The following is a 26,135-nucleotide window of genomic DNA, read 5'->3' as shown; positions in this document are numbered from 1 at the left end:
CGTCGTTGCCCGCGATTAAGACAGCATCGTCGGGCCGCGATTCCCGTCATTCAAACGAGATCGTGTAATAGATATCGGCGGCGTTGTCGCTGCCGCCGCGCGCGACCAGCGAAACCCTGCGACTGAGCTGGTAAGTCAGCTTGACGAGGCTTTCGGCCCCGCCCAGGCTCTGCTCGAAGGACAGCACCAGATCCGACGAAAGGCGCTTGCCCAGCGTCAGGACCTGCCCGCCGACGTTGTCGCCTCCACGTACGATGGTACCTTCTCCAACAACGCGACTGGTGGCACTTCGGGTGACACCGCCAACTTCTCCCTGTCCGATCGTCAATTCGTCGAAGCCCAGGCTGCGCGACAGCTGGTCGGTCATGCCTCCGCCCGGTCCGCCCAGCAGGGCCTGCGCTGCCGGCAGCAGCAAGCCCATGTCCCCGCCGCCGCCCGCGCTCGGCGCACGCCCGAGCACGATCCAAGACAGCTTCTCCGGGTCCGGCACGTTCGGCTCCGACACCAGCCTGATGCGGGGGCGCCGCGCACTGCCCGAGATCTCGATGCCCGCCTCGACCGCCAGGCCCTTGCGCAGCGCGACGACGTTGAGCCCCGGGTTGTCGGGCGCGCCCTGGAAGTTGATCCGCCCCCGCTCGATCGACAGCAGCTGGCCGTAGCCGCGATAGGTGCCGCCGGCCGTCGCGATCGTGCCGATTGCGCTCGGCGGCACGCCGTCGCGCAGGCGCAGCCGCAACCCGCCGGTGAGGCGCGTGTCGACGCCCAGCGCCGACAGGTAGAAATGATCCCCCAGCGCGATCGCGACGTCGGCCGCCACGCGCAGCCCTTCGCCGTTGGTGCGCGCTTCGCGGCCGAGGATCACGACGTCGTCCGAGAGACTGGGTGCGGGCGTATCGGACGCCTCGATGTAGCCCGCGTCGGCCTGCAGGTTCGCGGCGAGATCCACGTGCGTCCAGGTGCTGTTGGCCGCGCCGACGCCGGACAGGATCAGCCAGCGATCGCTGCGCTGCAGGATCGGCAGACGCTCGGCCTCGAAGGAGAAATGGCCCTTGCCGCTGTCGAGCGCGATCTCGCCGCTCGCGCCGAGGCGCCCCGGCGTGGCGGTGAGCCGTACCACCGGGAGACGTCCGTCGCGCGGACGCACCCGGTTGGGCGATGCGAATTCGAGGCGCGTGAGCCTCAGGCGGTCGCGATCGAACTCCGCGAGCAAGTCTCCGCCCGACAGGTGCAGCCCCTGATCCACCAGCGCCAGCGACAGCTCCCGCCCCGTGATCGTCCCGCTTGCACGTGGTGCGGCCGGCGTGCCGGCGAGCGCCAGGCTCGCACCGACACTGCCACCGGTGACGACGTTCTCCTGCATCAGCCGACCGACCCAGGCCACGGATGGCATCGCCAGATGCGCCGAACCGAGCAGCGCCGCATCGGGCGCGAGACGCCAGCCGCCGCCCGGCGTCCGCTCCGCCTGCGCGGTCGCGGCGCCGGCCAGCTCTCCCAGTTCGCTGCCGCGCGCCTCGAGCGCCAGCGCAAGGCGGTTGTCGTGAGCCCCGAGGCGCGCCTCCAGATGCTCGAGTCCGAGACGCGCCGGAATCTCGCCGGTCACGGTCAGGTCGCCCGCCTCGCGGAACACGCGCGCCGAACCCTGCGCCACTTCACCCAGCGTCAGATCCCACTCCGCGCCGAGCACCAGCGGCCCCGGGCCGCGACGCGGACGTCCGTCGGGACGCGAGACCAGGCCGAAGGCGAGACCGGTCAGGGAACCGCGCGCGACGATGCGCTGCGGCGACCAGCTCGTTTCGTCGAGGCGGATGCGGCCGCGTTCGCCGGCATCGAGTGCGGCCGCGCCCAGCATCACGCGCCGCGGCCCCAGCTCCAGCGGCGCGGACGCGGTCAGGCGCGCGGGCCAGCGCCCTGCCGTCTCCAGTGCGGCCAGACGTCCACGCCATGCGACGCTTGCGTCCGCCGTGCCGCCAGCCGGCGCGTCGCCCGCGAGACCGCCTTCCAGCCGCAGGCGCAGGCTGTCGCCCCCCAGACCGGCGGCGGCGACATCGACGGCATGGGCACGACGGGTCCCACCAATCCGCAGGCTCGCCTCCGTCACCCAGTCCGGCTCGTCGGCGGCCCGCCCAGCGGCCGCCGCCTTCTGCGCCTCACGGGCAACGGACTTCAGCCCCCGCAGCGCCATCGCAAGCCGGACCTCGCCGTCCGCCCCCGCGGCGAGCAGCCCCTCGCCGTCGGCCGACGCGATACGGACATCGCCCGGCAGGCGCAGCGCCTCGGCGGAAAACTTCAGGCTGCCCGCGGGCTGTGCAGCGCCCCCGGAAAGACTTCCCGCGAAGCTCAGCCGGCCGCCGAGCCGCGGATCGAGCGCTGCGAGCGCCGGGGCGTCCACGTCCACCTTCAGCACATCCCGGGGTGCGCCCCAGGCACCTCGCGCGCGAACACGGTTGCCCGCAACATCCGCATCCAGGTCCCCTTCGACGAGGCGTGCCCCTGCCCCTGCCCCTGCCCCTGCCCTTTCCTTTTCCCCTTCCACGACCGCGCGCAGCTTCCCGCGCACGGGCTTGCCACGCAGTTGTCCGGACTGCAAGTCGACGGCGGCCTCGTAGCGGGAGACATCGCCCAGCGTCGCAGCGAGGCGGAAATCCACGTTCAGCTTCGCCTCGGGGGCGTCCGCGATGAAGATGCGGGGATCGAAGGACGACACCTCGCCGCTCGCCGCAAGGCTGCGCACCCCTGCTTCCCCCTGCGCGGTCACCACCGCCTCGCCACGCATGCGCATCTCCTTCACGCGCAGGTCTAGCTCGGCACTCTGACGCTCGCGGTCACCATCCGCGTGCAGCCGGCCCGCGAGTACCGAGGGCGGCAGGCGTCCATCGAGACGCTGCAGCTCGACGCCCGCCAACTGCAGCGTGGCGCTCAGACGGCCGAGCGGATCGGCCGCGGGGAGCGCCCGTGCCGCCATTTCGGCGCCCTCCGCGGGCGCCGCGCCGCGCTCCCCCGGCCGCCAATCCGCGTCGCCCGTGACCCGCCCGGCGCCCGCGAGCTGAAGCACCAGCGCTTCGGCTCGCACCCACTCCGGCGCCCAGTGCAGCCGCGCGGCAAGCTTCGTGAAGGGCAGGCCCTGCCGGTCGATCGAGTCGGGACGAAGATTTTCGACCGTTACCGGCCCCGACAAGCGCCAGGCGCCCTGCGCCTCGTCCTGCGCCGACAGATCCGCCGCGATGCGCAAGGCCGCGCGCGGCGCGGAAGGCGCGAACACAGCGGGATCGAGATCGCCCAGTGCGATGCGCAGCCGGCGCACGGGCACCGACTCGAACGGGGCAGCAAGCACTTCACCGTCGCCGCTCAGACCCGCCCCTTCGGCCTCGATCCGCAGTTGCGGCGCAAGCAGGTCGCCGGCCGCGGCGAGCTTCAAGCGGTATGCGTGCCCGTTATTCGTCCCGATCAGCGCCGCGCTCGCCGACAGCGCGAAGGGCGCACGCCCGTCGATCTCGCCGGCGAGCTCGGCCCGCCCGAAGGGCAAGGTCGCCGCAAGGGATTCGATGTGGTGGCGGCCGCCGTCGCTACGCGCGCGGGCCGCGAGGTCGCCAATCTCGAAGGCGGGCTCGGCCGCGGCGAGTTCGCCGTCCGTCCATTCGTGCAGCACGAGCCGGCCGACGCTGAGGGACTGCGCCGCCAGGGAAACCGGCAGCGCGAGGGATGCGGGCGGCGTCCGCGGTGGAGGCTCCTCCTGCGGACGCGAGGCGATGTCGACCCGCTCCGCCGAGAGTTCGTCGATGGCGATGCCGCCATCGAACAGCGCGTCCGGCCGCCAAGCCAGCGCCAATCCCTCGACCCGCACGCGCAGGTCGGGGCTGTCGATGCGCAACACCCCGACGCGCAACGGCCCCGCAAGGCGACCGGCGGGAGAGTCCAGCACCACCCGGCCGCCGCTCAGGACACCCGCAAGGGCGACCGCCGCCCGCAGGCCGGACTCGGTCAGCACCAGCCACGCTGCAGCCAGTACGAGCAGCGCCGGCAGCGCGAGCGCCACCAGCCACAGCCGCACCGCCCGCCTGCGCGAAGACCCGGATCTGGCGGGGACCGGCGACGTCATGCGCGCCCGTTCAACCGAACAGCGCGCGCAGCTCCTCGCCCGGGTCCGGCGCACGCATGAAGGCTTCACCGACAAGGAAGGCGTGCACGGCGTTCGACCGCATCAACGCCACGTCCTGCGGCTTGAGGATGCCGGACTCGGTGACGACGAGGCGCCCGGCAGGGATACGCGGCAGCAGGTCCAGCGTCGTCTGCAGGCTGACCTCGAAGCTGCGCAGGTTGCGGTTGTTGATGCCCACGAGCGGCGTCGCGAGCTGCAGCGCGACGTCGAGCTCGGCCGCGTCATGCACCTCGGCCAGCACCGCCATGCCGAGGCTGGTCGCGATCGCTTCCATCTCCTGCATCTGCGCGAGATCCAGCGCCGCGACGATCAGCAGGATCGCGTCCGCGCCCATCGCGCGCGCCTCGTACACCTGCCACGCATCGACGAGGAAGTCCTTGCGCAGCGCCGGCAGCGCGCACGCGGCACGCGCCGCCTGCAGGTATTCGGGCGCGCCCTGGAAGAACTGCCGGTCGGTCAGCACCGACAGGCAGGCCGCTCCGGCGCGCTCGTACTGCACGGCGATCTCCGCGGGGCGGAAATCCGCGCGGATCACGCCCTTCGACGGGCTCGCCTTCTTCACTTCGGCGATCACCGCAGCGTTGCCGGCGGCGATCTTCGCGCGCATCGAGCCGACGAAGTCGCGCGCGGCCGGCGCCATCTCGGCCTCCGCTCGTACGCGCTCAAGCGGGCGAAGCGCCTTGCCCGCCGCCACTTCCTCGGCCTTCACGGCGAGGATCTTGTTCAGGATGTCGCTCATGCCCGTGTCTGCCTCACGCGAATTGCCGGTTGAAGGCGAGGAACTCCTCGAGCTTCGCCCGCGCCGCGCCGCTCGCGATGATCTCGCGCGCACGCACGATGCCGTCGGCGATCGAGTCGACCAGATTCGCCGTGTACAGCGCCACGCCCGCATTCAGGATCACGATGTCGCGTGCCGGGCCCGGCTTGTTGTCGAGCACGCCGAGCAGCACGGACTTCGACTCCTCGGCGCTCTGCACCTGCAGGTTGCGCGTGCCGGCCATCGCCATGCCGAAGTCCTCGGGGTGGATCTGGTACTCGCGGATCTCGCCGTCCTTCAGTTCGCCGACCATCGTCGCGGCGCCCAGGCTCACCTCGTCCATGCCGTCCAGGCCATACACCGCCAGCACGTGTTTCGCGCCGAGGCGCTGCATCACGCGCGCCTGGATGCCGACGAGGTCGGGGTGGAACACGCCCATCAGGGTGTTCGGCGCGCTGGCCGGGTTCGTCAGCGGACCGAGGATGTTGAAGATCGTGCGCACGCCCATCTCGCGGCGCACCGGCGCGACGTTCTTCATCGCGCTGTGGTGGGCCGGCGCGAACATGAAGCCGATGCCGGTCGCCTCGATCGAGGCCGCGACCTGTTCGGGCGTCGCGCCGAGCTTCACGCCCAGTGCCTCCAGCACGTCCGCCGCGCCGCTCTTCGACGACACGCTGCGCCCGCCGTGCTTGGCGACGCGCGCGCCGGCCGCGGCGGCGACGAAGATCGTCGTCGTCGAGATGTTGAAGGTATTGGCGCCGTCGCCGCCGGTGCCGACGATGTCGAGGAAGTTCTGGTCCGGCCCCGCGACCTGCACCTTGGTCGACAGCTCGCGCATCACGGTCGCCGCGGCGGTGATCTCGCCTATCGTCTCCTTCTTCACGCGCAGGCCGGTGAGGATCGCGGCGGTCATCACCGGCGAGATCTCCCCGGCCATGATCTGGCGCATCAGCGACAGCATCTCGTCGTAGAAAATCTCGCGGTGGTCGATCGTGCGCTGCAACGCGTCCTGGGCAGTAATCGTCATGGCAATCCTTGTCTGTTCACGCAGACCATCGGCCTGCGCTCGGGTTTCACCCCGGTTTCAGTTCGCGCGGCTCTGGTCGAGGAAATTGCGCAACATCGTGTGACCGTGTTCGGTCAGGATGGACTCGGGGTGGAACTGCACGCCCTCGACTGCGAGCGTCTTGTGACGCACGCCCATGATCTCGCCGTCCTCGGTCCAGGCCGTCACTTCCAGACAGTCGGGCAGGCTCTCGCGTTCGATCGCCAGCGAATGGTAGCGCGTGCAGGTAACCGGATTCGGAAGCCCCCTGAACACGCCGACGTCTTCGTGATGCACCGGCGAGGTCTTGCCGTGCATCAGGCGCTTGGCATGCACGATCCTGCCGCCGAAGGCCGCGCCGATACTCTGGTGGCCCAGGCACACGCCGAGGATGGGGACCTTGCCCGCGAACTCGCGGATCGCCGGCACCGAGATGCCGGCCTCGGCCGGCGTGCAGGGCCCCGGCGAGATCACGAGCTGCTCGGGCTTCATCAGCGCGATCTGTTCGAGGGTGATTTCGTCGTTGCGGTACACCTTCACCTGCGCGCCCAGTTCGCCGAAATACTGCACGAGGTTGTAGGTGAAGCTGTCGTAGTTGTCGATCATCAGCAGCATGGGGCGTTCCTCAGTCGATCCGGGTGTCGAGGCCGGACTCGGCCATCTCGGCGGCACGCAGCATTGCGCGCGCCTTGTTCTGCGTCTCGGTCCATTCGGAGTCAGGATTCGAGTCGGCGACGATGCCCGCGCCGGCCTGCACATGGATGTGACCGTCCTTGATCACCGCCGTGCGGATCGCGATCGCGAGGTCCATGTCGCCGTGGAAGCCGATGTAGCCCGCCGCGCCGGCGTAGATGCCGCGCTTCACGGGCTCCAGCTCATCGATGATCTCCATCGCGCGCAGCTTCGGCGCCCCCGACACGGTGCCCGCGGGGAAGGCCGCGCGCAGCACCGCCAGCGCATTGAGGCCGTCCTTCAGCCGCGCCTCGACGTTCGACACGATGTGCATCACGTGCGAGTAACGCTCGACCGTGAACTGGTCTGTCACGCGGACGCTGCCGGTCTCGGCGACGCGGCCCGCGTCGTTGCGCCCGAGGTCCAGCAGCTGCAGGTGCTCGGCGCGCTCCTTCTCGTCGGCGAGCAGGTCGGCTTCCAACGCCTCGTCCTCGGCCGGCGTCGCACCACGCGGGCGGGTGCCGGCGATCGGGCGCACCGTCACGCGCTTGCCCTGCCCGTCCTCGTCGAGGCGCACGAGGATCTCGGGAGAGGCGCCGACGACATGGAAGTCCTCGAAGTTGAAGTAGAACATGTAGGGCGAGGGGTTCAGCGAGCGGATCGCGCGATACAGCGCCATCGGGCTGGCCGCATAGGGCTTGCTCATGCGTTGCGACAGCACGACCTGCATGATGTCGCCTTCGATGATGTACTCCTTGGCGCGATTCACCGCCGCCTTGAAGGCTTCCTCGCCGAAGCTCGACACCGCCGGCTGCGATTCGACGCGCACGTCCTGCGGGATCTCGACCGGCGCGCGCAGCCGCGCGAGCAGCTCGCGCAGGCGCTTCTTCGCACGCTTGAAGGCGCCCGGCACCTCGGGCTCGGCATACACGACCAGCGTGAGCTTGCCCGAGAGGTTATCGACGATCGCGATTTCCTCGGACAGCAGCAGCAGAATGTCCGGCGTGCCTATCGTGTCGGTCTTCTCGCCTTGGGCGAGGCGCGGCTCGATGTAGCGCACGGTGTCGTAGCCGAAGCAGCCCACCAGGCCGCCCGCGAAGCGCGGCAGGCCGTCGCGCGGCGGCACCTTGATGCGCTCCATGAACTCGGCGACATAGTTGAGCGGATCGCCGTAGTCGCGCCGCTCGACGAGGCGGTTGCCGGTCAGCAGCAGCGCGGAGCGGCCATAGACCTCGATGCGCGTCGAGGCCGCCAGCCCGATCATCGAATAGCGGCCGAAGCGCTCGCCGCCCTGCACCGATTCGAGCAGGTAGGAATACGGTTCGTTGGCGAGCTTCAGGTAGATCGACAGCGGCGTGTCGAGGTCGGCGAAGGTTTCGAGCGTGACCGGGATGCGGTTGTAGCCCCGCGCGGCCAGCGCGTTGAATTCCTGCTCAAGCATGGAGACTCCACAGAAAACGGTTCGATTCGGCAAGGGGTGCGGGCGCGTCGTGGCCCGCGAAGCAGTCGCGTATTAGTGGCCCGCAGGCCACGAGCGCCAGCCGCGCCAGCGCAACTGCGCGGCGACAAACTGGATGCTTTCCTTTACCGAATCCCGGTTCCTGTAGGTCACGATGTCTCAATCGGATGATGGTGTCTTGCGGCGTTTCTTGCCGAGATGCGCCGGAACTTCACGCCGCCTCGATGCGGTCGAGCGCCCCGGTAGCGATCGATAGTAGCCCATCGCATTCTATGGTGTCCACCGCCATGCCTTCGCTATATCCATAGGTCACGAGCAGCACCGGCATGCCCGCGCCGCGGGCGGCGAGCGCGTCGTTGGCCGAATCGCCGATCATCAGCGCCTGGGGCGACGGCACGCCCAAGAGCTCGCAGGCGTGGTGCAGCACGGCCGGATCGGGCTTCTTCACCGGCAGCGTGTCGCCGCTCACGACCGCGCCGAAGTACGACGTCAGCCCCATGCGCTCGAGCAGCGGCAGGGTGAAGGCTTCGGCCTTGTTCGTGACGCAGGCCAGCCGCAGCTCCATCCCGCGCATCGCCTCCAGCGTCTCGATCACGCCGGGATAGATGCGCGTACTGCGGCCGTTGACGTCGGCATAGTGGCGGCGGAACACCGCAACCGCCTGCTCGATCTCGTCCTCGCCGGCCTCGGCGTCCTCGGTCATGCAGCGGCGCACGAGGTTGGGGATGCCCTTGCCGACGAAGGAGTGGATCTGCTTCAGCGGTCGTGCCGGGCGACCCACTTCGCCGAGCATCAGGTTGGCCGCGTCGGCCAGGTCGTGAATGGTGTCGAGCAGCGTGCCGTCGAGGTCGAACAGCACCGCCCGCACCGGGAAGCGCGCGGTGCTCACGGCCGTGCCTTGGCGAGTTCGGCACGCAGCGCGGCGATCACGCTGTCGTAACGGTTGGGATCGGAATCACGGCCGGCGCCGAACACTGCCGAGCCGGCGACGAAGGTGTCGGCTCCCGCGGCGGCGATCTCGGCGATGTTGTCGACCTTCACGCCACCGTCGATCTGCAGCAGGATGTGACGCCCGCTCGCCGCCTCGTAGGTGTCGAGCCGCTCGCGTGCCGCGCGCAGCTTGGCCAGCGTGCCGGGGATGAACTTCTGTCCGCCGAAGCCGGGGTTCACGCTCATCAGCAGCACCATGTCGATGTCGTCGAGCGCGTGGTCGAGGTAGTGCAACGGGGTGGCCGGGTTGAACACCAGGCCGGCCTTGCAGCCGTGGTCGCGGATCAGCGCGAGCGTGCGGTGGATGTGATCGGACGCTTCCGGGTGGAAGGTGATCACGTTCGCACCGGCCTTGGCGAAGTCGGGAATGAGGCGATCGACCGGCTTCACCATCAGGTGCACGTCGATCGGCGCCTCGGTATGCGGGCGGATCGCCTCGCACACCAGCGGCCCGATCGTGAGGTTCGGCACGTAATGGTTGTCCATCACGTCGAAGTGGATCCAGTCCGCGCCGGCGGCGATGACGTTGCGCACTTCCTCGCCAAGGCGGGCGAAGTCGGCCGAAAGCAGGCTGGGGGCGATGCGGTACATTGTTATGTTCTCCAGGGGGGCCGGAACGCCATTTTAGCGCGCGAACCTTGTACCCTGTGGGAGCGGGCTATGTGGGAGCGGCTTCAGCCGCGAATCGGCGCCCATTCGCGGCTGAAGCCGCTCCCACAGGAAAATCGCGCCGGACGTCAGCGCACGCACACCCGCCGCACCTGCTCCATATCGGTGACGCCCGCGAAAACCTTCTCGATGCCATCCTGGCGCAGCGTACGCAAGCCTTCGGCCAACGCCAGCGCGAGGAGCTGGGCGACGCGCGCACGCTCCTGGATCAGGCGCTTGACCTCGTTCGAGGCAACCATCAGCTCGTGCAGGCCGACGCGCCCGCGATAGCCGCCGTTGCACTCCGTGCAGCCCACCGGGCGGTACAGCGTGAATTGGCCGTCCGCGCCGCCATGCTCGGCCTTCAGCCGGGCCAGCACCGCCGCGCGCGCCGCCGCCGGATCAGCGCGGAAATCCGGCGTCGCGGCCATGTCCTCGCAGTACTCGTCGAGGATCTGCTCCACTTCGCCGTCTTCCGGGCGATAGGCTTCCTTGCACTTGCACAGCCGCTTGGTCAGCCGTTGCGCCAGCACGCCGAGCAGCGCGTCGCCGAAGTTGAACGGGTCCATGCCCATGTCGAGCAGGCGCACGATGGATTCCGGCGCGCTGTTCGTGTGCAGCGTCGAGAAAACGAGGTGGCCGGTCAGCGAGGCTTCGATGCCGACCGAAACGGTCTCCTTGTCGCGCATTTCGCCCACCATGATCACGTCCGGGTCGGCACGCAGGAAGGAGCGCATCATCGTCGCAAAGTCGAGACCGGCCTTGCGGTTCACCTGCACCTGGCGCAGACCCTTCTGCGTGATTTCGACCGGGTCCTCGGCGGTCCAGATCTTCGTCTCGGGCGTGTTGATGTGGCCGAGGATGGAATGCAGCGTGGTCGTCTTGCCTGATCCGGTCGGGCCGCACACGAAAAACAGACCGTAGGGCTTCACGATCACCGATTTCAGACGCGCGAGGTTGTGCGGACTGAGCCCCAGCTTGTCGAGCGGCAGCGGCTCGCTGTTGGCGAGCACGCGCATCACGACGTCTTCCATCCCGCCCGCGGTCGGCACCGTCGCGACGCGCAGCTCGATGTCGAGCGGCGCGAACTTGCGGAACTTGATCTTGCCGTCCTGCGGCCTGCGGCGCTCGGAGATGTCGAGGTCGCACATGATCTTGATGCGCGTCACGAGCGGATTGCGGTAGCTCGCGGGGATCTGGATGTAGGGCACGAGCGTGCCGTCCTTGCGGAAGCGGATCAGCGTCTTTTCCTTGCCCGGACGCGGCTCGATGTGGATGTCCGAGGCGCCCTGGCGGTGGGCGTCGATGATGATCTTGTTCACGAGCTTGACGAGCTCGTTGTCGGCCGCCGCGGAGACGTCGTCGGCGACCGAGCCCTCCTGCTCGTCGTCCATGAGGTCGTGCAGCAGATCATCGACCGAGCCGCTCTCCATCGTCGGCTCGAAGTAGTGGTCGACGGTCTGCTCGAACTCGCACTGCGTCGTGACGCGGTAGGCGAGCTTCTTCCGCGGGAACACGTTCTCGGCGACACGCGACACGCGCACCTGCTCGGGGTCGTAGGTAAGCAGGACGACGCCCTCGTTGGTCTCCTCCAGCGGCAGCCACCGGTTCTGCTGCACGTATTCGCGCTTGATGTTGCGCAGCAGGTCCAGCTGCTTGACGCGATCGGAGCGGAACGGCTCGTACGCGACGTTGAAGAAACGCGCCGCCGCATCGCCGATCTGCGGCAGCGTGAGGCCGTATTTTTCCACCAGCACGTCCTCGACGTGGGCCCCGGTCTCGCGCGAGATGCGCGTCGCGTCATCGAATTCGCCCACGACGACACGCCCGTCGGCGATCAGCGCATCGTAGCGCGAGCGCAGTGCCGCCGGCGCGTTGCTGCGCTGCGCGAAAGCCACCCCCAGCGTCTGCGCCAACCCCAGCAGGCCTTCCTTCGCGACGGGCGAGAAGTCCGCCCCACTTTCGGGGTTCATCACCTGGATGACGCCGTGCAGCTTGCCGCTGTTCGGATCAATGATTGGCGCGCACAGCATCTGCCGCGTGCGCACCCCGGCGAGGTTGTCGCTTATCGTGCGGAAGCGCAGCGTCGGCGAAATCGCGGCGAGCTCCGCGGCATCGTAGACGTCGTGCAGATTGAGCGTCTCCCCCGTCTGCGCGACATAGCCCGCGATGCTGCTCCCGTCGATGGCCAGACGTGCCCCCGGCACTGCACCGTGACCGGTCTTCACGCGCGCCTCGAGATACGTCCCCGACTTGCTCACGACGAAGAAGGACAAGCGTTCGGCCGCAAACAGCGAGCACAGCTCGGGCGACAGCTCGGACACGATCTCGTCGATATCCTTGCTCGCGTGGATACGTGCAGTGATCGCCTGCAAGCCCTTGAAGAAGGCCAGCCGCGTCGCGACTTCTCCTCCGGCTCCGGGCTTTCCTTGCATCGTGCTGATGGACATGCGGGCACCTGCTGTGCGGGACGGTTGAACGGCAAACATTCTGAACCGGCCATTCTAGCGGTACCCGGGCAGCGCGAGAATCAGAACTCGATGACCTGCCCCTGGCGCAACGCGGAGGCGTGCAGACGCGCCCCCGCTGCCGCGATCTGCGCCATGACGCGCTCGCCCTGCCCCGGCTTGATATGACTGATATGTACTTCGGGGGCGCTCGTGATTTCGTTGAGGAAGGCCGCCACCATGCCGGGACTCAGGTGACGTGCCGCCAGTGCGAGGCCGTGCTGCTCGTCGGGAAAGGCCGTCTCGATGATCAGATGGCGCAGGTCGCGACAACCGTTGATTGCCGCAATCAGTTCCGGTGAGTACGCGGTGTCTCCCGAATACACCAGCTGGCCGTTCCCGGCGTCGAGGCAATAGGCCACGGCGGGCACACTGTGCAGCGCCGGCAGCGGCGTGATCGTGCGCTTGCCCAACTTGATTTCCTCGCCGACCTTGATCGGCTGCAGGCGCAGGAAGGGCCGGCGGCGGTCGGGGATGGCCGTGAAATCGGGCCACACCAGCCAGTTGAAGATGTGGGCGCGCAGGATGCGCAGGACTTCCGGGATGGCATACACGGTAATCGGCACGCCGCGCATCTCGCCGACCGCATCGACGATCAGCGGAATCGCCGCGATGTGGTCCATGTGGGAGTGCGTGACGAAGATGTGGTCGATGGCCGCGAGCGCGTCCAGCGCCAGGTCGCCAACCCCGGTGCCGCAGTCGATCAGGATATCGTCGTCGGCGAGGAAGGCAGTCGTGCGGGCCTCGGGTCCGCCAATGCCTCCGCTGCAGCCGAGCACCTTCAGCTTCATCGTTCCCCGCGGATGCAATGCCGCCCGACCCGATGGCTCAGCGGCTCGTTTTGTGTTTCCGATACGCTAGCACCAGCCCTGCGGAAAGGTCGTGCAGTAAGGCACATGGCCCGACTCAGTCTGCGAGCGAGAACGCCATGCGCACGCTGGCGATCTCGAGGATGTCGCCGTCGTTCAGCGGATGCGCACCCGCCTCGATCGGACGGTTGTTCACCTGAGGAAAACTCTCGCCCTCGGCGGGGGCGATGAAATACCCCTGGGCGCGCCGCGTGATCACGGCAACCTGCACGCCGGGTTTTCCCAGCGTGGTCATCGCCTTCGCGAGCCGCAGTTCGCGACCGGCCGTGGGGCCGGTCAGGACCTTCACGATCCCGAGCCGGGAGTTTTCCCCGTCCGCATCCGCCGTCAAGCCCGCGAGGACTTCGGGCGGCAGCATCTGGGTCGCGTCAGCGCGCTGGTCCGCGCCTGCGGCCACCGCGGACGAACGCAGCGAAGCGGACGGCTCAACGCGATCCCCACGCGAACGGCGCTGCACATCGGCGATGAACTTGAGCCGATATTTGCCGAGTTCGATCACGTCGTTGTTGCGCAGCACGCACTTCTTGACCGGCTGACCGTTCACGTAGCTGCCGTTCGTACTGTTCTGGTCCTCGAGGAAGGAGTCATCGAGGATGGTTGTGATCAGCGCGTGCTGGCCGCTGATCGCGAGATTGTCGATCTGGATGTCGTTGTTGGGCTTTCGCCCGATCGAAATTTTCTCCTTGTCGAGCGCGATTTCCTTGAGTACCAGACCGTCCATGCTGAGGATGAGCTTCGGCATCGTTACCTTTCCTTCGTCCACGCGGCGCTCATGTCACCATGCGCGCCAGAATCACCGAAATATTGTCGCGCCCGCCCCGCGCGTTTGCCAGCGCCACCAGACGGTCGGCGGCCTCTTCGAGACGAGCCTCCCGCGACGTGACCGGCTGCAGCACCGCAGCGATCGCATCGTCGTCGAGCATGTCGGTCAGCCCGTCGGAACACAACAGGAAGACGTCATCGGGCCGGGCGGAATGGCTTCCCGGCTCGGGCAGCACCAGCGGCAGGACGCCCAGGCCGCGGGTCAGCAGGCCGCGAAATTTCGAATGCCCGGCTTCCTCCGGCGCGAGGATGCCCGCATCCACCAGTTCCTGCAGCATCGTGTGGTCGCGCGTCAGTTGCTCCAGCACGCCGCCACGCAGCCGGTACATGCGCGAATCGCCGACATGCGCGGTCACCACGCAATCGGCGAGAAACGCCGCAACCACCAGCGTCGAACCCATGCCTGACAAATCGGGATCGCGCCCCGCCGCGGCCCGGATCTCGGCATTGGCATCGTGCACGGCGGCCTCGAGCACCGCCGCGACGCGCCCCGGCTCACCGCCATCCGGGGCGACAAGCTCGCGCGCCAGGCGCTGCAAGCTCACCTCCACGGCCACCCGCGACGCGACGTCGCCGCCGCGATAGCCTCCCATGCCGTCCGCCAGCACTGCCCAGCCGCGACGCTCGTCCGCCGCGAGCGAATCCTCGTTGCGCTTGCGCACCCGCCCTACGTCGCTGCGCGCGCAGAACTCGATGCGGATCGGCGAAACGGCGGACATGATCTGGCGTGCCCCGATCAGCCCCTCAGTAGGGCAACTCGCAACCGAGGCCGCGCTCGCGCGCGAGCGCGACGACACGGGCCGCGACCGCAATGTCCTGGATCGCCATGCCCTGCGACTCGAACAGCGTGATCTGCGCAGGCGAGGTACGCCCCGGCCGCACGCCTGCGATCACTTCCCCCAGCTCCACCCAGCGCCCCGGCTGGGTGCGTCCCTTCTCCAGCAGCGGCATCAGGTCGCCCGCCTCGCGCACTGCGATCTCGCGCGAATCGACGCAGATCACGCCGGCCCGCCGCACCGCCGCCTCGGACAGCTCCTGGCGGGCCAGGCTGTTGGAGCCCGCAGCGGTGATGTGCGTGCCCTCCTCGAGCCAGTCCGCATCGAACAGCGGCTTCGGCGATGTCGTGATCGTCACGACCACGTCCGACCCGCGCACGGTCTCCTCGGCACTCGCCGCCGGCACGACCTCGCGCCCGGTCGCGCGGCTCATCTGCGCGCAGAAAGCCGCCAGCCGCTCCGGGTTGCGCGCGAATACCTTGACGCGCTCGATCGGCCGCACCGCGCACAGCGCGAGCACCTGCCCCTGCGCCTGCCAGCCCGATCCGAACACGCCGGCGACGCGTGCATCGGCCCGCGCCAGCCACTTCGCTGCAATCCCGCCGGCCGCGCCGGTCCGCATCATGCCGAGGCGGTCCGCCTCCAGCACCGCGACGGGGTCGCCGCTGGTCGCGTCGAACAAATGGACCCAGAAGCGGTTGCGCCCACCCGCAGAGGTGTAGACCTTGAGACCGGAGAGGTTCAGATCCGGCACTCCGCCCTGCAGCAGATGCGTCATCGACGCCGGCAGACGCACGCGCTGGCGCGGATAATCAACGGTTTCGCCGCGCCCGTGGGCGGCCATGACCTGCTCCACGGCATCCAGCACCATCGGCATGTCCAGCAGACTGCCGACCTCTTCTTCCTTCAGGTAGATCGTCATTTGCGCGAAGTCTTCCTTTAACGATGAGGCCGCGCACGGCCGATGGGTCAGTCTACTCCAGACTGGTGCAGGCGAAAAAAAGCCCGCCGGAAAGGGGCGGGCTTTTCCTGGAGCGCCGGGGCGCTACATCATGCCGAGCGCCCTGGGCAGCGCCAGCGAGATAGCCGGCACGTAGGTCACGAGGACGAGGAACACCAGCATCGACATCAGCCACGGCCACACCGCCACCGTCAGCTCGGTGATCCCCATCTTGGTGATGCCGGAGGCGACATAGAGGTTCAGGCCGACCGGCGGGTGGCACATGCCGACTTCCATGTTCACGACCATGATGATGCCGAAGTGCACCGGATCGATGCCGAGCTTGATCGCGATCGGGAACAGGATCGGCGCCAGGATCAGCACGATCGACGAGGGCTCCATGAAGTTGCCGGCGATCAGCATCAGGATGTTGGCCATGATCAGGAAACCGATCACACCCACGCCGCTGCCGATCATGAAGTCCGCCATCGCCTGCGGGATGTTCTCGTGCGTGAGCAGGAAGGAGAACAGCACCGCGTTGGTGATGATGTAGAGCAGCATCGCGCTCATGTTCGCGGAGTTCAGCAGCACCTTGGGCACGTCCGACATGCGCAGGTCCTTGTACACGAACACCGCGACGAAGAACGCATACACCGCGCTCATCGCGGCGGCCTCGGTCGGCGTGAAGATGCCGGTGTAGATACCGCCCATCACCACGACGATCAGGAACAGGCCCCACGCCGACTCCTTGAACGCGCGCAGGCGCTCGGCCCAGCTCGCCTTGGGCTGGCGCGGATAGTCGAACTTGCGCGCGCGGTACCAAGTCGTGAAACCGAGGAAAAGCGCGAGCAGCAGGCCCGGAATCACGCCGGCCATGAAGAGCGCCCCGACCGAGGTGTTGGTCGACACCGAGTACATGACCATCACGATCGACGGCGGGATCAGGATGCCCAGCGCGCCCGAGGTCGTGATGATGCCGGCGCCGAATTTCTGCGGGAAGCCCTGCTTCACCATCGCCGGCAGCAGGATCGCGCCGATCGCGACCACCGTCGCCGGGCTCGAACCGGAAACCGCCGCAAACAGCGCGCATGCCATCACGCCGCCCAGGCCCAGGCCGCCATACCAGTGGCCGACCATCGCGGTCGCGAAGTTGATCATGCGTCGCGCCACGCCCCCGTGGGTGAGGAAGTTGCCCGCGAGGATGAAAAACGGGATCGCCATGATCTCGAACTTCTCGATGCCCGTGAACAGCTTCAGCGCAACCGACTCGATCGGCACCTGGGTCATCGTGAACAGGAAGGTCAGGACCGTCAGACCCAGCGAGATCGAGATCGGCATGCCGGTGAGCATCAGCACCAGCAGGATCACGAAGATGATTGCGGCGCTCATTGCTTGCCTCCCTTGACGTCGCGGCCTTCGCCGATCTGTGCGTGCTTCAGGTCGTGCGGATGCAGGTTGTCCCCCATGTCGAGGTAGTTTGCGTCGAGCGGGATGTTCTCCTCCTCGATGCCCTCGACGTGACCGTGGTCATGGTGCGGCAGCTCGCCGGTGCGGATGAAGGACACCATCACCTGCAGGAAGCGGAAGCACATCAGGTAGGAGCCGCAGGGGATCGCGGAGTACACGATCCAGGTCGGCCATTCGAGGTCGGGCGTCGTCGGACCTTCGTAGAGGTCGCCGGTGTCCATGCCGAACCAGGTCAGGAACTGGTAATGCGCACCGTTCTCGAGCACGAAAGTCAGGCCGAGCGTGCCGACGATACCGGTGAACAGCGCCCCGGCGCCGAGGCCGATGACGACGAACTTGGCCCGGTTTGCATCCGACAGGCGGTTGATCAGCACATCGACGCCGACGTGGATACCGGTGCGCACGCCATAGGCCGCACCGAACTTCGCCATCCACACGAACATGATGATGGTGAGCTCCTGGGCCCAGCCCAGGTTCAGCGACAGCAGCCAGTCCTGCACGCCCGGAATGGACAGGCCGGAACCGTAGCGGTGGAGGACGGACACGAAGATGATGAGCGTGGCCGCACCCATGAGGAAGGTGATGAGCCACTCCTCGAGGTGATCGAGCACTTTGAGCATGGGATTCTCCCGTCGCGCGACGACGTCCCCGCTGCGCGCGAACGCGGCGGGGACGAAGCGGGATCAAATGGGGGTCGTGACGTTACGACGGAGCGATTACAGCCTGGACGGATCGAACCCGGTGTCTTTGTAGATGGACTGGATGGTCTCGGCACCGATGCGCGATTCCATCTTCTTGTGCACCGGCACGAGCGCCTTCTTGAACGCCAGCTTCTCGGCGTCGGTCGGCTTGTAGATCTGGGTCTTGCCGGACGCGCGCACTGCCTCGAGCGCCTTGTCGTTCTCTTCCTTGGCGATCTTGTTCGCGTACTCGGTGGACTCCTTCATCGCCTGCTCGAGCTGGCCGCGCACTTCGGCGGGAAGACCGTCCCAGAATTTCTTGTTGGTGATCACCGCGTAACCCAGGTAACCGTGGTCGGTCAGGGTCATGTGTTTCTGCACCTCATGCATTTTCTGGGTGTAGAGGTTCGAATGCGGGTTCTCCGTGCCATCCACAACGCCCGTCTGCAGCGCTTGGTAAACCTCGGAGAAGGCCATCACCTGCGGGATCGCGCCGAGCGCACGCATCTGCTCCTCGAGCACCTTGGACGACTGCACGCGCAGCTTCTTGCCCTTCAGGTCCTCGGGCGCCTTGATCGGCGTGTTCGCCGACAGCGACTTGAAGCCGTTGTCCCAGAACGCGAGCCCCTTGATGCCACGCGCCTCGAGCTTGCCGAGGAGCTGCTTGCCGACCGAGCCCTGGGTGACCTTGTGCAGATCGTCATAGCCGTCGAAGATGTAGGGCAGGTCGAAGACCTCGAATTCCTTGACGCCCAACGGCCCGAACTTCGCCAGCGAGGGCGCGAGCATCTGCACGGCGCCCAGCTGCAGCGCCTCCATCTCTTCCTTGTCCTTGTACAGGGTGCTGTTCGGGTAGACTTCGACCTTGACGGCCCCCTTGGTGTACTTCTCGGCAAGTTCCTTGAACTTGTCTGCAGCCTTGCCCTTGGGCGTATCGTTGGCGACGACGTGGCTGAACTTGATTACGACGGGATCGGCGGCGACCGCAGCGGCGGACAGCCCCATGGCGACAAGACCGATGAACAGGGCGCGGAATTTCATTCCCGTATCTCCTCCAAATTGCATAGTTATTTACCTGACCCATGTCCGGGCGGGTGCCGTGCGGCGACCAAAGGCGCCGGACACTTTCAACAGTTTATGAAGCCGCGCGCCTCTATTACATTGTGGACATCCACAACACCGGACACGGACGCCCGCACATGAGTCCCCCGCAGACGACCGCCCTCTCCGTCCGGCAGCGCTGGCTCACCGCCGTGCCCTACCTGACGGTGCTGCTGTTCCTCGGCGTGATCGCCGCCCTGGTCTGGTTCACGCGCAGCTACGACGAAGAGGAGCAGCGCGCCACGCTCATCAGCGACGTGCTGTGGATGGAGCAGAACCTCCAGTTCAAGCTCGAACGCAACGCCGCGCAGCTCGCCCAGATCGGGCAGGAAATCCTTGCCGCGGACCGCCACACGTCCCAGGCGGTCGCCGCATTGCGCCAACTCGTGCGCGCAGAGAACGGCCTCGTGCGGGTGATGTGGCTCGACGCCGCCGGGCGGCTGCAGGGGGCGCTGCCGCCGATCGGCGACGGCGAGATGATCGGCGAGACGCTGGGCGCACAGTCGGTTTCCACCCTCCGCCTCGCCCAGGCCCTGGAGCGGCGCGTCTACAGCCAGGTCTATGCGGCCGCGGGCGACCGCCAGCAGTTCGAGGTGCATGTACCGATTTACGCCGAAGACGGCTTCGCGGGCGCGATGATCGGCGTGTACTCGCTGCACGACCTCGTCACCAACGAACTGCCGTGGTGGTTCGCCGAGCGCTATCGCGTGAGCGTGCTCGACAGCGACGGACGCGAGCTCGTCGCGAAGTCCAAGGTCGCCCCGCTGTCGGACCGCCAGAGCTATTCGATGGCCTTCGACCCCCCGGGCGGCGGCCTCACGCTGCAGGTCACGGCCTACCAGGGCGAGACGCGCTGGGTGCAGGTGCTGCTCATCGGCTCCATCCTGCTGCTCGGTGGCATCCTGATCTGGAGCGTGCTGCAGCTGCGCCGCGAACTGCAGCGCCGCCACCGGGCCGAGCAGGCCCTGCGCAGCGAATCCCTGTTCCGCCGGGCGATGGAAGATTCCATGCTCACCGGCCTTCGCGCGCGCGACCTCGACGGACGCATCACCTACGTGAACCCCGCCTTCTGCAGGATGGTCGGCTACAGCGCCGAGGAGCTCGTCGGCCACACGCCGCCCATGCCGTACTGGGATCCCGAGTTCCTGCAGCAGACGCAGGAGATCCACGACCGCATCCTCGGCGGCGACGCCCCGCCGGAAGGCTTCGAGCTGCGCCTGCGACGCAAGGACGGCGAGCGTTTCGACGCGCTGATCTTCGAGGCCCCCCTGATCGACGCCGCCGGCCGCCACACCGGCTGGATGGGCTCCATGCTCGACATCTCCGCGCAGAAGCGCGCCGAAGAACTCGCGCGCCAGCAGGAAGAGCGCCTGCAGGCCACCTCGCGCCTGATCACGATGGGCGAGATGGCCTCGACGCTGGCCCACGAACTCAACCAGCCGCTCGCCGCGATCGCCAGCTACAACACCGGCTGCGTCAACCGCCTCGAGCAGCCCGAAATCGACCGCAGCGAGCTGAAGGACATCTTCGACCGCATCGGCCGGCAGGCACGGCGCGCCGGCGACATCATCCGCCGGGTACACGACTTCGTGCGCCGCTCCGAGCCCAAGCGCGAGCCGCTCGACATCAACCTGATGATCCGCGAAGCGATCGGCCTCATAGAAGCCGACTCCGCCAAACGCGGCATGCGCATCGAGACCGAGCTGGAGGAATCGCTGCCGGCCGTCGCCGCCGACCCCGTCATGATCGAACAGGTCATCGTGAATCTCGTGCGCAACGGCATGGACGCGATGCGCGACAATCCCCCCGCGCGGCGCACCGTGCGCGTCAGCACGCGGCGCGAGGGCGACACCCTCGTCGTGCGCGTCGCGGACAACGGCACCGGCATCGATGCCGAAACCGGCCGCCGGCTGTTCGAACCCTTCTTCACGACCAAGGCCGAAGGCATGGGCATGGGCCTCAACATCTGCCGCTCCATTGCCGAACTGCACCACGGCCGGCTCGGTTTCGAAACCAACCCCGACGGCGGTACCATCTTCACCCTGTCGCTACCCGTGGAAACTCCATGACCCTGCCCTGCGCCCACATCATCGACGACGACGAAGCGATCCGCGACGCCCTGCAGTGGCTGTTCAAGACGCGCGACGTCGCGTGTGCCACGTGGCCGAGCGCCGAGAGCTTCCTCGCGGCGCTGCAGCCCGGCTGGCGCGGCTGCGTCGTGCTCGACATCCGCATGGAAGGCATGAGCGGCCTGGAATGCTTCGACGTGTTGCGCCAGCGCGGCAACCAGCTGCCCGTCATCTTCATCACCGGCCACGGCGACGTGCCGATGGCCGTGGCCGCACTGAAGAAAGGCGCGTTCGACTTCATCGAGAAGCCCTTCAACGACAGCGATCTCGTAGACATCGTCATGCGTGCGCTCGAAATCGACGCAAAGAACCAGCACGCCGAGGCCACGCGCGAGACGGTCGAAGCGCGCCTCGCCCTGCTCACCGCGCGCGAGCAGGAGGTCATGGAACTGATTCTCGCGGGCAAATTCAACAAGGTCATCGCCGACGACCTGTGCATCTCGATGCGCACTGTGGAAGCGCACCGCTCCAAGATATTCGAGAAGATGGAAGTGCGCTCCGCCGTCGAACTCGCGCAACTCGTCAATCTGGTCCGCAGCCGCGGCACCCACTGAACCCGACGGAACCCGCGCCACCGTGCCCCCCTCCGATCTCACCTCCGACCGCCACTCGGCCGCCGAGCGCATGCGCATCGACAAATGGCTGTGGGCCGCGCGCTTCTTCAAGACCCGCTCGCTCGCCAACCAGGCCATCGAAGGCGGCCATGTCAAGCTGAACGGGCAGACGGTGAAGCCCGCACGCGAACTGCGCATCGGCGACAGCCTCGACATCGTCGCCGGGGGCGCGCAGTGGACCGTCATCGTGCGCGGCCTCAACGAACAGCGCCGCCCCGCCGTCGAGGCGCAGCAGCTATACGAGGAAACGCCCGAGAGCAGCACGCGCCGCGCGGCGGAGAAGGAAGAGCGGCGCCTCGCCCCCGTGCCCGGCAGCGACCTGCACGGCCGCCCGACCAAGAAGGCTCGCCGCCAGATGCGCGGCTTCAACGAAGGCTTCTGAACGCGAGACGCCGTCCGCAGGCCGCCTTCAGCGCCGCCACACCGGCACGACACCCGGCTCGCCGGGCGCACAGCGAAACTCCGCCGCGACGCCGACCTCCCCGATCCACGCCGCCGCCCCGTCCACCTTCAGCACCGGCAGGCCGTCACGTAGCCACGACGGGATCCCGGCTTCCTGGCACAGGTTCTTGAAGCTGCGGCGCGGCCGGCCGACGCCTTCGCGCAACGCGAGCCCGGCCCAGCGCGGCCCCAGCACCACCTCCTGCGCACGCTCCAGGGCCGCCCGGCTCAGCCCGGCACCGACCGCCGTCGCAAGAACCACCGTGCCGGCACCCCACGGCAACTCCGCCTCGCCATGCCAGACGGTCGCCCCGGGAACCGCCACCGCCCCCTCCGGCTCCAGCCACAGCCTGCCGCGATAGGCACAACACACGGCAGCCCCCAGCGGCAGGCGCAAGGCCTGCTCCGGCGCCTCCCGCAGTTGCCGAACCGCCTCGACGAGCCGCGCCCGTGCAGGAGCCTCCAGTCCCATCGCGCGGATCCGCCAGCGCAGCAGGTTGCGCACACGCTCGTCGGACAGCAGCAACAGTTTCGCGCGCTCCAGCGTCGCGTCGCCGCAGGCCGCCTCGTCGAGCCGCGCCAGATCCCCGAGCAGGGCGTCCGCCTCGCGAAACTGCGCGCTCGCACGCGCGAGCACCGCCACCGCGCCAGGGAAAGCCTCTTCCAGCACGGGCATCACGCGGTGACGCAGCAGGTTGCGCGTATAGCGCTGATCGGAGTTGCTCTCGTCCTCGACCCACGCCAGCCCGTGCGCCCGCGCCCAGGCGACGATCTGCGCACGCCGCAGGCCCAGCAGCGGCCGCAACCGCCCCGGCGCTCCCGGCGCTCCCGGCTCCACCGCTGCCATCGCACCCGCTCCGCGCACCCCGGCTCCCCGCAGCAGGCGGAACATCAGCGTCTCGGCCTGATCGTCCTGATGGTGCCCGAAGGCCAGCCAGGCGCACGGCACACCAGCAAGCGCGGCATGACGCGCGGCGCGGGCTGCAGCCTCCGGCCCCGCCGGATCGTCGCGCCGGACATGCACACGAAAGGCGTGGAAGTCGACGCCGAGGGCATCGCAGCACGCGCGACAGGCTTCCAGCCACGCGTCGGCGTTGGGGCTCAGGCCATGGTGGACATGCGCAGCCGCGAGCGTGAAGCCGCCGCGCTCGCGCAGGCGCACCAGGATGTGCAGCAGCACGGTCGAATCGACCCCGCCGCTCAGCGCCACGCACACGGTCTCACCCGGCGCGACGCCGGCCGTCGCCAGCACCGCAGCGACGGCCTCTTCCGCGGCCGGATCAGGCGGCGTTCTGTTCCTTGTAGCGGCCATAACTCATCAGTCGCTCAAAACGCTTCTCGACGAGTTCGGCCGGCGACAGGTCTGCGACCTGGCGCAGCGCATCCTGCAACGCCCGCTTCAGCGACTGCGACATCGCGCGATGATCACGGTGCGCACCGCCCAGCGGCTCATTGATGACGCGATCGATCAATCCGAGCGACTTCAGGCGCGCGGCGGTGATACCCATCGTCTCGGCCGCCTCGGAGGCCCGCTCGGCACTCTTCCACAGGATGGACGCGCACCCCTCGGGCGAAATCACCGCGTAGGTCGAATACTGCAGCATCATCACCTGGTCGCCGACCGCGATCGCCAGCGCGCCGCCCGAACCACCCTCGCCGATCACCGTGGCGATGATCGGCACCTTGAGCTCGGCCATCACGTAGAGGTTGCGGCCGATCGCCTCCGACTGGCCGCGCTCCTCAGCGCCGATACCCGGATACGCGCCCGGGGTGTCGACGAAGGTGAACACCGGCATCCCGAACTTCTCAGCCATGCGCATCAGGCGCAGCGCCTTGCGGTAGCCCTCGGGACGAGGCATGCCGAAGTTGCGCAGGATCTTTTCCTTCGTGTCGCGCCCTTTCTGGTGGCCGATCACGATGCAGCTCTGCCCGTTGAAGCGCGCCAGTCCGCCGACAATCGCCTTGTCGTCGGCGAACGAGCGGTCACCGTGCAGCTCCTGGAAATCGGTGAAGATATGGCGCGCGTAGTCCAGCGTATAGGGACGCTGCGGGTGGCGCGCCACCTGCGCGATCTGCCAGGGCGTGAGCTTGGCGTACAGGTCCTTCGTCAGCGACGCGCTCTTGGCTTCGAGGCGAGAAATTTCCTCGGAGATATCCACCGCCGAGTCGTCCTGCACGAATCGCAGCTTCTCGATCTTCTCTTCGAGATCGGCAATCGGCTGTTCGAAATCCAGAAAGGTGGTCTTCATCCGACCCGTTCCAAGTAACCAAAACGCGCCATTGTAACGCTTCGTACGCCGGCATCGCATTGCGGCCTTCACCCGGGGGCGTGACAGCGACTGCACCACTGATGCATCATGGTGCCGTTCAGCACACAAGGAAGGAGTAGCGGGATCTGCACGAACCCCGCGCTATGGGTAGTCGAATTTCGCCTCATCCACGCCGCAGGCCCCGCCTGGCGAGCCCTCCGGGCGCCAGCGCCTTGCCCGGTCGATGTTGTCCGGCGCACTCCGCCACCCGGCTCGCCCGGGCACACGGACTGCCCGCATGCCTTGCTCAGCGCAGGCATCCCTTCCCGACGGCAGCCCGATTGCTCCCTGCCGTAACGGCAGCACACCAAGCGGTTTTCCCCGCACGTCCGCCGTGCGTGCCGGCACGCGACGCGCGCCCCTGTTCCGCATAGCCCGCAAAAATGGAAATCATCATTCTCGTCGCCCTGATCCTGCTCAACGGGGTCTTCGCCATGTCCGAGATCGCCCTCGTCACGGCACGTCGCGCACGACTCTCCCGGCTTGCCGAAGACGGAGACGCCGCGGCAGCGGTCGCCATCAAGCTTGGAGAGGAGCCGACGCGTTTCCTCTCCACGATCCAGATCGGCATCACCTCGATCGGCATCCTCAACGGCATCGTCGGCGAAGCCGCGCTCGCCGCGCCGCTCGCCCGCTGGCTGCAGGAACTCGGCCTCGCACAGCACCCCAGCGAAATCGGCGCCACCGTGCTGGTCGTCGTCGTCATCACCTACGTCTCGATCGTCGTGGGCGAACTGGTGCCCAAGCGTGTCGGCCAGATCAACCCCGAGGGCATCGCGCGCCTCGTGGCCCGGCCGATGAACGCGCTCTCCGTCGCCTCGCGCCCCTTCGTGCGCCTGTTGAGCTGGTCGACGGTGCTGCTGCTCACCCTGCTGGGCAAACGCGACGAGGCTGCCCCCGGCGTCACGGAAGAAGAGATCCACGCCCTGCTCGAGGAAGGCTCCGAAGCCGGCGTCATCGAAAAGAACGAGCACGAGATGGTGCGCAACGTGTTCCGCCTCGACGAACGCCAGATCGCCTCGCTCATGGTCCCGCGCTCCGACGTCGTGTGGCTGGACATCAACCTGCCGCTCGACGACAACCTTGCGCGCATGGCCGAATCCGAGCACTCACGCTTCCCCGTGTGCCGCGGCGGCCTCGACGACATCCTCGGCATCATCTCGTCGAAGCAACTCTTCAACCAGACCCTCAAGGGCGGCGCGCCCGATCTTACGAAACAGCTCGAACCCGCGATCTACGTCCCCGAATCGCTCACCGGCATGGAACTGCTCGACCAGTTCCGCGCCTCCAGCACCCACATGGTGTTCGTGATCGACGAGTACGGCGAGATCCAGGGCGTGGTCACCCTGCAGGACGTGCTCGAAGCCGTCACCGGCGAATTCCGCCCGTCCAGCCTGGACGAGGCGTGGGCGGTGCAGCGCGAGGACGGTTCCTGGCTCCTCGACGGCATGATCCCGCTCCCCGAACTCAAGGACCGTCTGGAGATCAAGACCGTCCCCGAAGAAGACAAGGGCCGCTACCACACGCTGAGCGGCATGGTCATGTGGCTGCTCGGCCGCATCCCGCATACCGGCGACGTTACGACCTGGGAAGACTGGCGGCTCGAAGTCGTGGACCTCGACGGCAAGCGCATCGACAAGGTACTTGCGACGCGCCTGGTCGAGATCTCGGCCGAACAGGAAGCCCCCTCGCAGGCCGACACACCGCCCGCCGATTGACGCCGGCGCGGCCCGCCGCCGCGCCGCCTGCGCGA

Annotated in this window: 21 protein-coding genes; 4 read left to right on the top strand and 17 right to left on the bottom strand. The window is 67.8% G+C overall.

Going from position 1 to position 26,135, the window contains the following annotated elements; all coding sequences use genetic code 11:
* Positions 1-46: 46 nt before the first annotated feature.
* The 15 genes from F464_RS0102070 to F464_RS0102000 all read right to left on the bottom strand — a co-directional run bounded on the left by F464_RS0102070 (position 47) and on the right by F464_RS0102000 (position 18,829).
* Positions 47-4,096, bottom strand: coding sequence for a translocation/assembly module TamB domain-containing protein (locus tag F464_RS0102070; protein WP_084600403.1), 4,050 nt, complete (start codon positions 4,094-4,096; stop codon positions 47-49).
* Positions 4,097-4,106: 10 nt separating this feature from the next.
* The gene (gene trpC / locus F464_RS0102065) at positions 4,107-4,895 is read right to left on the bottom strand and encodes an indole-3-glycerol phosphate synthase TrpC (protein WP_018988110.1); all 789 of its coding nucleotides are present in this window, start codon (positions 4,893-4,895) and stop codon (positions 4,107-4,109) included.
* A gap of 13 nt (positions 4,896-4,908) precedes the next feature.
* On the bottom strand, positions 4,909-5,940 hold the full coding sequence (gene trpD, locus F464_RS0102060) for an anthranilate phosphoribosyltransferase (protein ID WP_018988109.1): 1,032 nt from the start codon (positions 5,938-5,940) through the stop codon (positions 4,909-4,911).
* Positions 5,941-5,997: 57 nt separating this feature from the next.
* Positions 5,998-6,573 (bottom strand): aminodeoxychorismate/anthranilate synthase component II, encoded by a 576-nt coding sequence (locus tag F464_RS0102055; RefSeq protein WP_018988108.1) that lies wholly within the window; start codon positions 6,571-6,573, stop codon positions 5,998-6,000.
* A gap of 10 nt (positions 6,574-6,583) precedes the next feature.
* Positions 6,584-8,071: an anthranilate synthase component I gene (gene trpE / locus F464_RS0102050; RefSeq protein WP_018988107.1), complete on the bottom strand. Its 1,488-nt coding sequence runs from the start codon at positions 8,069-8,071 to the stop codon at positions 6,584-6,586.
* Positions 8,072-8,300: 229 nt separating this feature from the next.
* Positions 8,301-8,978 carry a phosphoglycolate phosphatase gene (locus F464_RS0102045; RefSeq protein WP_018988106.1) on the bottom strand — a complete coding sequence of 226 codons (678 nt, stop codon included), beginning with the start codon at positions 8,976-8,978 and terminating at the stop codon, positions 8,301-8,303.
* Positions 8,975-9,670 carry a ribulose-phosphate 3-epimerase gene (rpe, locus tag F464_RS0102040; RefSeq protein WP_018988105.1) on the bottom strand — a complete coding sequence of 232 codons (696 nt, stop codon included), beginning with the start codon at positions 9,668-9,670 and terminating at the stop codon, positions 8,975-8,977. Before rpe ends, F464_RS0102045 begins: the two co-directional genes overlap by 4 nt.
* Before the next feature lie 146 nt (positions 9,671-9,816).
* On the bottom strand, positions 9,817-12,177 hold the full coding sequence (locus F464_RS0102035; RefSeq protein WP_018988104.1) for a GspE/PulE family protein: 2,361 nt from the start codon (positions 12,175-12,177) through the stop codon (positions 9,817-9,819).
* 80 nt (positions 12,178-12,257) lie between these two features.
* Entirely contained in the window at positions 12,258-13,025 is a 768-nt protein-coding gene (locus F464_RS0102030) for a 3',5'-cyclic-nucleotide phosphodiesterase (protein ID WP_018988103.1), read from the bottom strand.
* Between the two features lie 115 nt (positions 13,026-13,140).
* Entirely contained in the window at positions 13,141-13,845 is a 705-nt protein-coding gene (locus F464_RS0102025) for an FHA domain-containing protein (protein WP_018988102.1), read from the bottom strand.
* Positions 13,846-13,873: 28 nt separating this feature from the next.
* Entirely contained in the window at positions 13,874-14,644 is a 771-nt protein-coding gene (locus F464_RS0102020; RefSeq protein ID WP_018988101.1) for a PP2C family protein-serine/threonine phosphatase, read from the bottom strand.
* 25 nt (positions 14,645-14,669) lie between these two features.
* On the bottom strand, positions 14,670-15,623 hold the full coding sequence (locus tag F464_RS0102015) for an ornithine cyclodeaminase family protein (RefSeq protein WP_018988100.1): 954 nt from the start codon (positions 15,621-15,623) through the stop codon (positions 14,670-14,672).
* 123 nt (positions 15,624-15,746) lie between these two features.
* Positions 15,747-17,030 (bottom strand): TRAP transporter large permease, encoded by a 1,284-nt coding sequence (locus F464_RS0102010; protein ID WP_018988099.1) that lies wholly within the window; start codon positions 17,028-17,030, stop codon positions 15,747-15,749.
* A complete protein-coding gene (locus F464_RS0102005) occupies positions 17,027-17,728 on the bottom strand; it encodes a TRAP transporter small permease (protein ID WP_018988098.1) in 702 nt (233 codons plus the stop codon). The genes F464_RS0102010 and F464_RS0102005 overlap by 4 nt, the downstream gene beginning before the upstream one ends.
* 96 nt (positions 17,729-17,824) lie before the next feature.
* Complete coding sequence (locus tag F464_RS0102000) at positions 17,825-18,829, bottom strand: TRAP transporter substrate-binding protein (RefSeq protein WP_018988097.1); 1,005 nt, start codon at positions 18,827-18,829, stop codon at positions 17,825-17,827.
* 158 nt (positions 18,830-18,987) lie between these two features.
* On the opposite strand from F464_RS0102000, the gene F464_RS0101995 reads away from it, so the two are divergent.
* Genes F464_RS0101995 through F464_RS0101985 form a run of 3 tightly spaced genes read left to right on the top strand, consistent with a single transcriptional unit; the run spans position 18,988 to position 22,014 of the window.
* Positions 18,988-20,958, top strand: a complete 1,971-nt coding sequence (locus F464_RS0101995; protein WP_051092236.1) for a two-component system sensor histidine kinase NtrB — start codon at positions 18,988-18,990, stop codon at positions 20,956-20,958.
* Positions 20,955-21,572, top strand: a complete 618-nt coding sequence (locus tag F464_RS0101990; protein WP_018988095.1) for a response regulator transcription factor — start codon at positions 20,955-20,957, stop codon at positions 21,570-21,572. Before F464_RS0101995 ends, F464_RS0101990 begins: the two co-directional genes overlap by 4 nt.
* A 22-nt stretch (positions 21,573-21,594) precedes the next feature.
* Positions 21,595-22,014, top strand: coding sequence for an RNA-binding S4 domain-containing protein (locus tag F464_RS0101985; protein ID WP_018988094.1), 420 nt, complete (start codon positions 21,595-21,597; stop codon positions 22,012-22,014).
* 27 nt (positions 22,015-22,041) lie between these two features.
* Here F464_RS0101985 and tilS read toward each other — a convergent pair whose 3' ends face one another.
* Positions 22,042-23,385: a tRNA lysidine(34) synthetase TilS gene (gene tilS / locus F464_RS0101980; RefSeq protein WP_051092225.1), complete on the bottom strand. Its 1,344-nt coding sequence runs from the start codon at positions 23,383-23,385 to the stop codon at positions 22,042-22,044.
* Positions 23,354-24,322, bottom strand: coding sequence for an acetyl-CoA carboxylase carboxyltransferase subunit alpha (locus tag F464_RS0101975; RefSeq protein ID WP_018988092.1), 969 nt, complete (start codon positions 24,320-24,322; stop codon positions 23,354-23,356). Before F464_RS0101975 ends, tilS begins: the two co-directional genes overlap by 32 nt.
* A gap of 443 nt (positions 24,323-24,765) precedes the next feature.
* On the opposite strand from F464_RS0101975, the gene F464_RS0101970 reads away from it, so the two are divergent.
* Positions 24,766-26,100, top strand: a complete 1,335-nt coding sequence (locus tag F464_RS0101970; protein WP_018988091.1) for a hemolysin family protein — start codon at positions 24,766-24,768, stop codon at positions 26,098-26,100.
* Positions 26,101-26,135: the final 35 nt, after the last annotated feature.

It is taken from the genome of Aromatoleum toluclasticum ATCC 700605 (genome assembly GCF_000378245.1).
GTDB lineage: Bacteria > Pseudomonadota > Gammaproteobacteria > Burkholderiales > Rhodocyclaceae > Aromatoleum > Aromatoleum toluclasticum.
Note: the sequence above shows the minus strand (reverse complement) of the source record. Positions and strands in the feature narration are given on the sequence as shown.

What these genes read in the sequence shown, in the direction of transcription:
- trpC (WP_018988110.1), bottom strand. Translation starts at nt 4,895, where the DNA reads ATGAGCGACATCCTGAACAAGATCCTCGCCGTGAAGGCCGAGGAAGTG.
- F464_RS0102025 (WP_018988102.1), bottom strand. Translation starts at nt 13,845, where the DNA reads ATGCCGAAGCTCATCCTCAGCATGGACGGTCTGGTACTCAAGGAAATC.
- F464_RS0102020 (WP_018988101.1), bottom strand. Translation starts at nt 14,644, where the DNA reads ATGTCCGCCGTTTCGCCGATCCGCATCGAGTTCTGCGCGCGCAGCGAC.
- F464_RS0102005 (WP_018988098.1), bottom strand. Translation starts at nt 17,728, where the DNA reads ATGCTCAAAGTGCTCGATCACCTCGAGGAGTGGCTCATCACCTTCCTC.
- F464_RS0101975 (WP_018988092.1), bottom strand. Translation starts at nt 24,322, where the DNA reads ATGAAGACCACCTTTCTGGATTTCGAACAGCCGATTGCCGATCTCGAA.
- F464_RS0102070 (WP_084600403.1), bottom strand. Translation starts at nt 4,096, where the DNA reads ATGACGTCGCCGGTCCCCGCCAGATCCGGGTCTTCGCGCAGGCGGGCG.
- F464_RS0102015 (WP_018988100.1), bottom strand. Translation starts at nt 15,623, where the DNA reads ATGACGATCTACCTGAAGGAAGAAGAGGTCGGCAGTCTGCTGGACATG.
- F464_RS0101995 (WP_051092236.1), top strand. Translation starts at nt 18,988, where the DNA reads ATGAGTCCCCCGCAGACGACCGCCCTCTCCGTCCGGCAGCGCTGGCTC.
- F464_RS0102035 (WP_018988104.1), bottom strand. Translation starts at nt 12,177, where the DNA reads ATGTCCATCAGCACGATGCAAGGAAAGCCCGGAGCCGGAGGAGAAGTC.
- F464_RS0101970 (WP_018988091.1), top strand. Translation starts at nt 24,766, where the DNA reads ATGGAAATCATCATTCTCGTCGCCCTGATCCTGCTCAACGGGGTCTTC.
- F464_RS0101990 (WP_018988095.1), top strand. Translation starts at nt 20,955, where the DNA reads ATGACCCTGCCCTGCGCCCACATCATCGACGACGACGAAGCGATCCGC.
- tilS (WP_051092225.1), bottom strand. Translation starts at nt 23,385, where the DNA reads ATGGCCGCTACAAGGAACAGAACGCCGCCTGATCCGGCCGCGGAAGAG.
- trpD (WP_018988109.1), bottom strand. Translation starts at nt 5,940, where the DNA reads ATGACGATTACTGCCCAGGACGCGTTGCAGCGCACGATCGACCACCGC.
- F464_RS0102055 (WP_018988108.1), bottom strand. Translation starts at nt 6,573, where the DNA reads ATGCTGCTGATGATCGACAACTACGACAGCTTCACCTACAACCTCGTG.
- trpE (WP_018988107.1), bottom strand. Translation starts at nt 8,071, where the DNA reads ATGCTTGAGCAGGAATTCAACGCGCTGGCCGCGCGGGGCTACAACCGC.
- F464_RS0102010 (WP_018988099.1), bottom strand. Translation starts at nt 17,030, where the DNA reads ATGAGCGCCGCAATCATCTTCGTGATCCTGCTGGTGCTGATGCTCACC.
- F464_RS0102030 (WP_018988103.1), bottom strand. Translation starts at nt 13,025, where the DNA reads ATGAAGCTGAAGGTGCTCGGCTGCAGCGGAGGCATTGGCGGACCCGAG.
- F464_RS0102000 (WP_018988097.1), bottom strand. Translation starts at nt 18,829, where the DNA reads ATGAAATTCCGCGCCCTGTTCATCGGTCTTGTCGCCATGGGGCTGTCC.
- rpe (WP_018988105.1), bottom strand. Translation starts at nt 9,670, where the DNA reads ATGTACCGCATCGCCCCCAGCCTGCTTTCGGCCGACTTCGCCCGCCTT.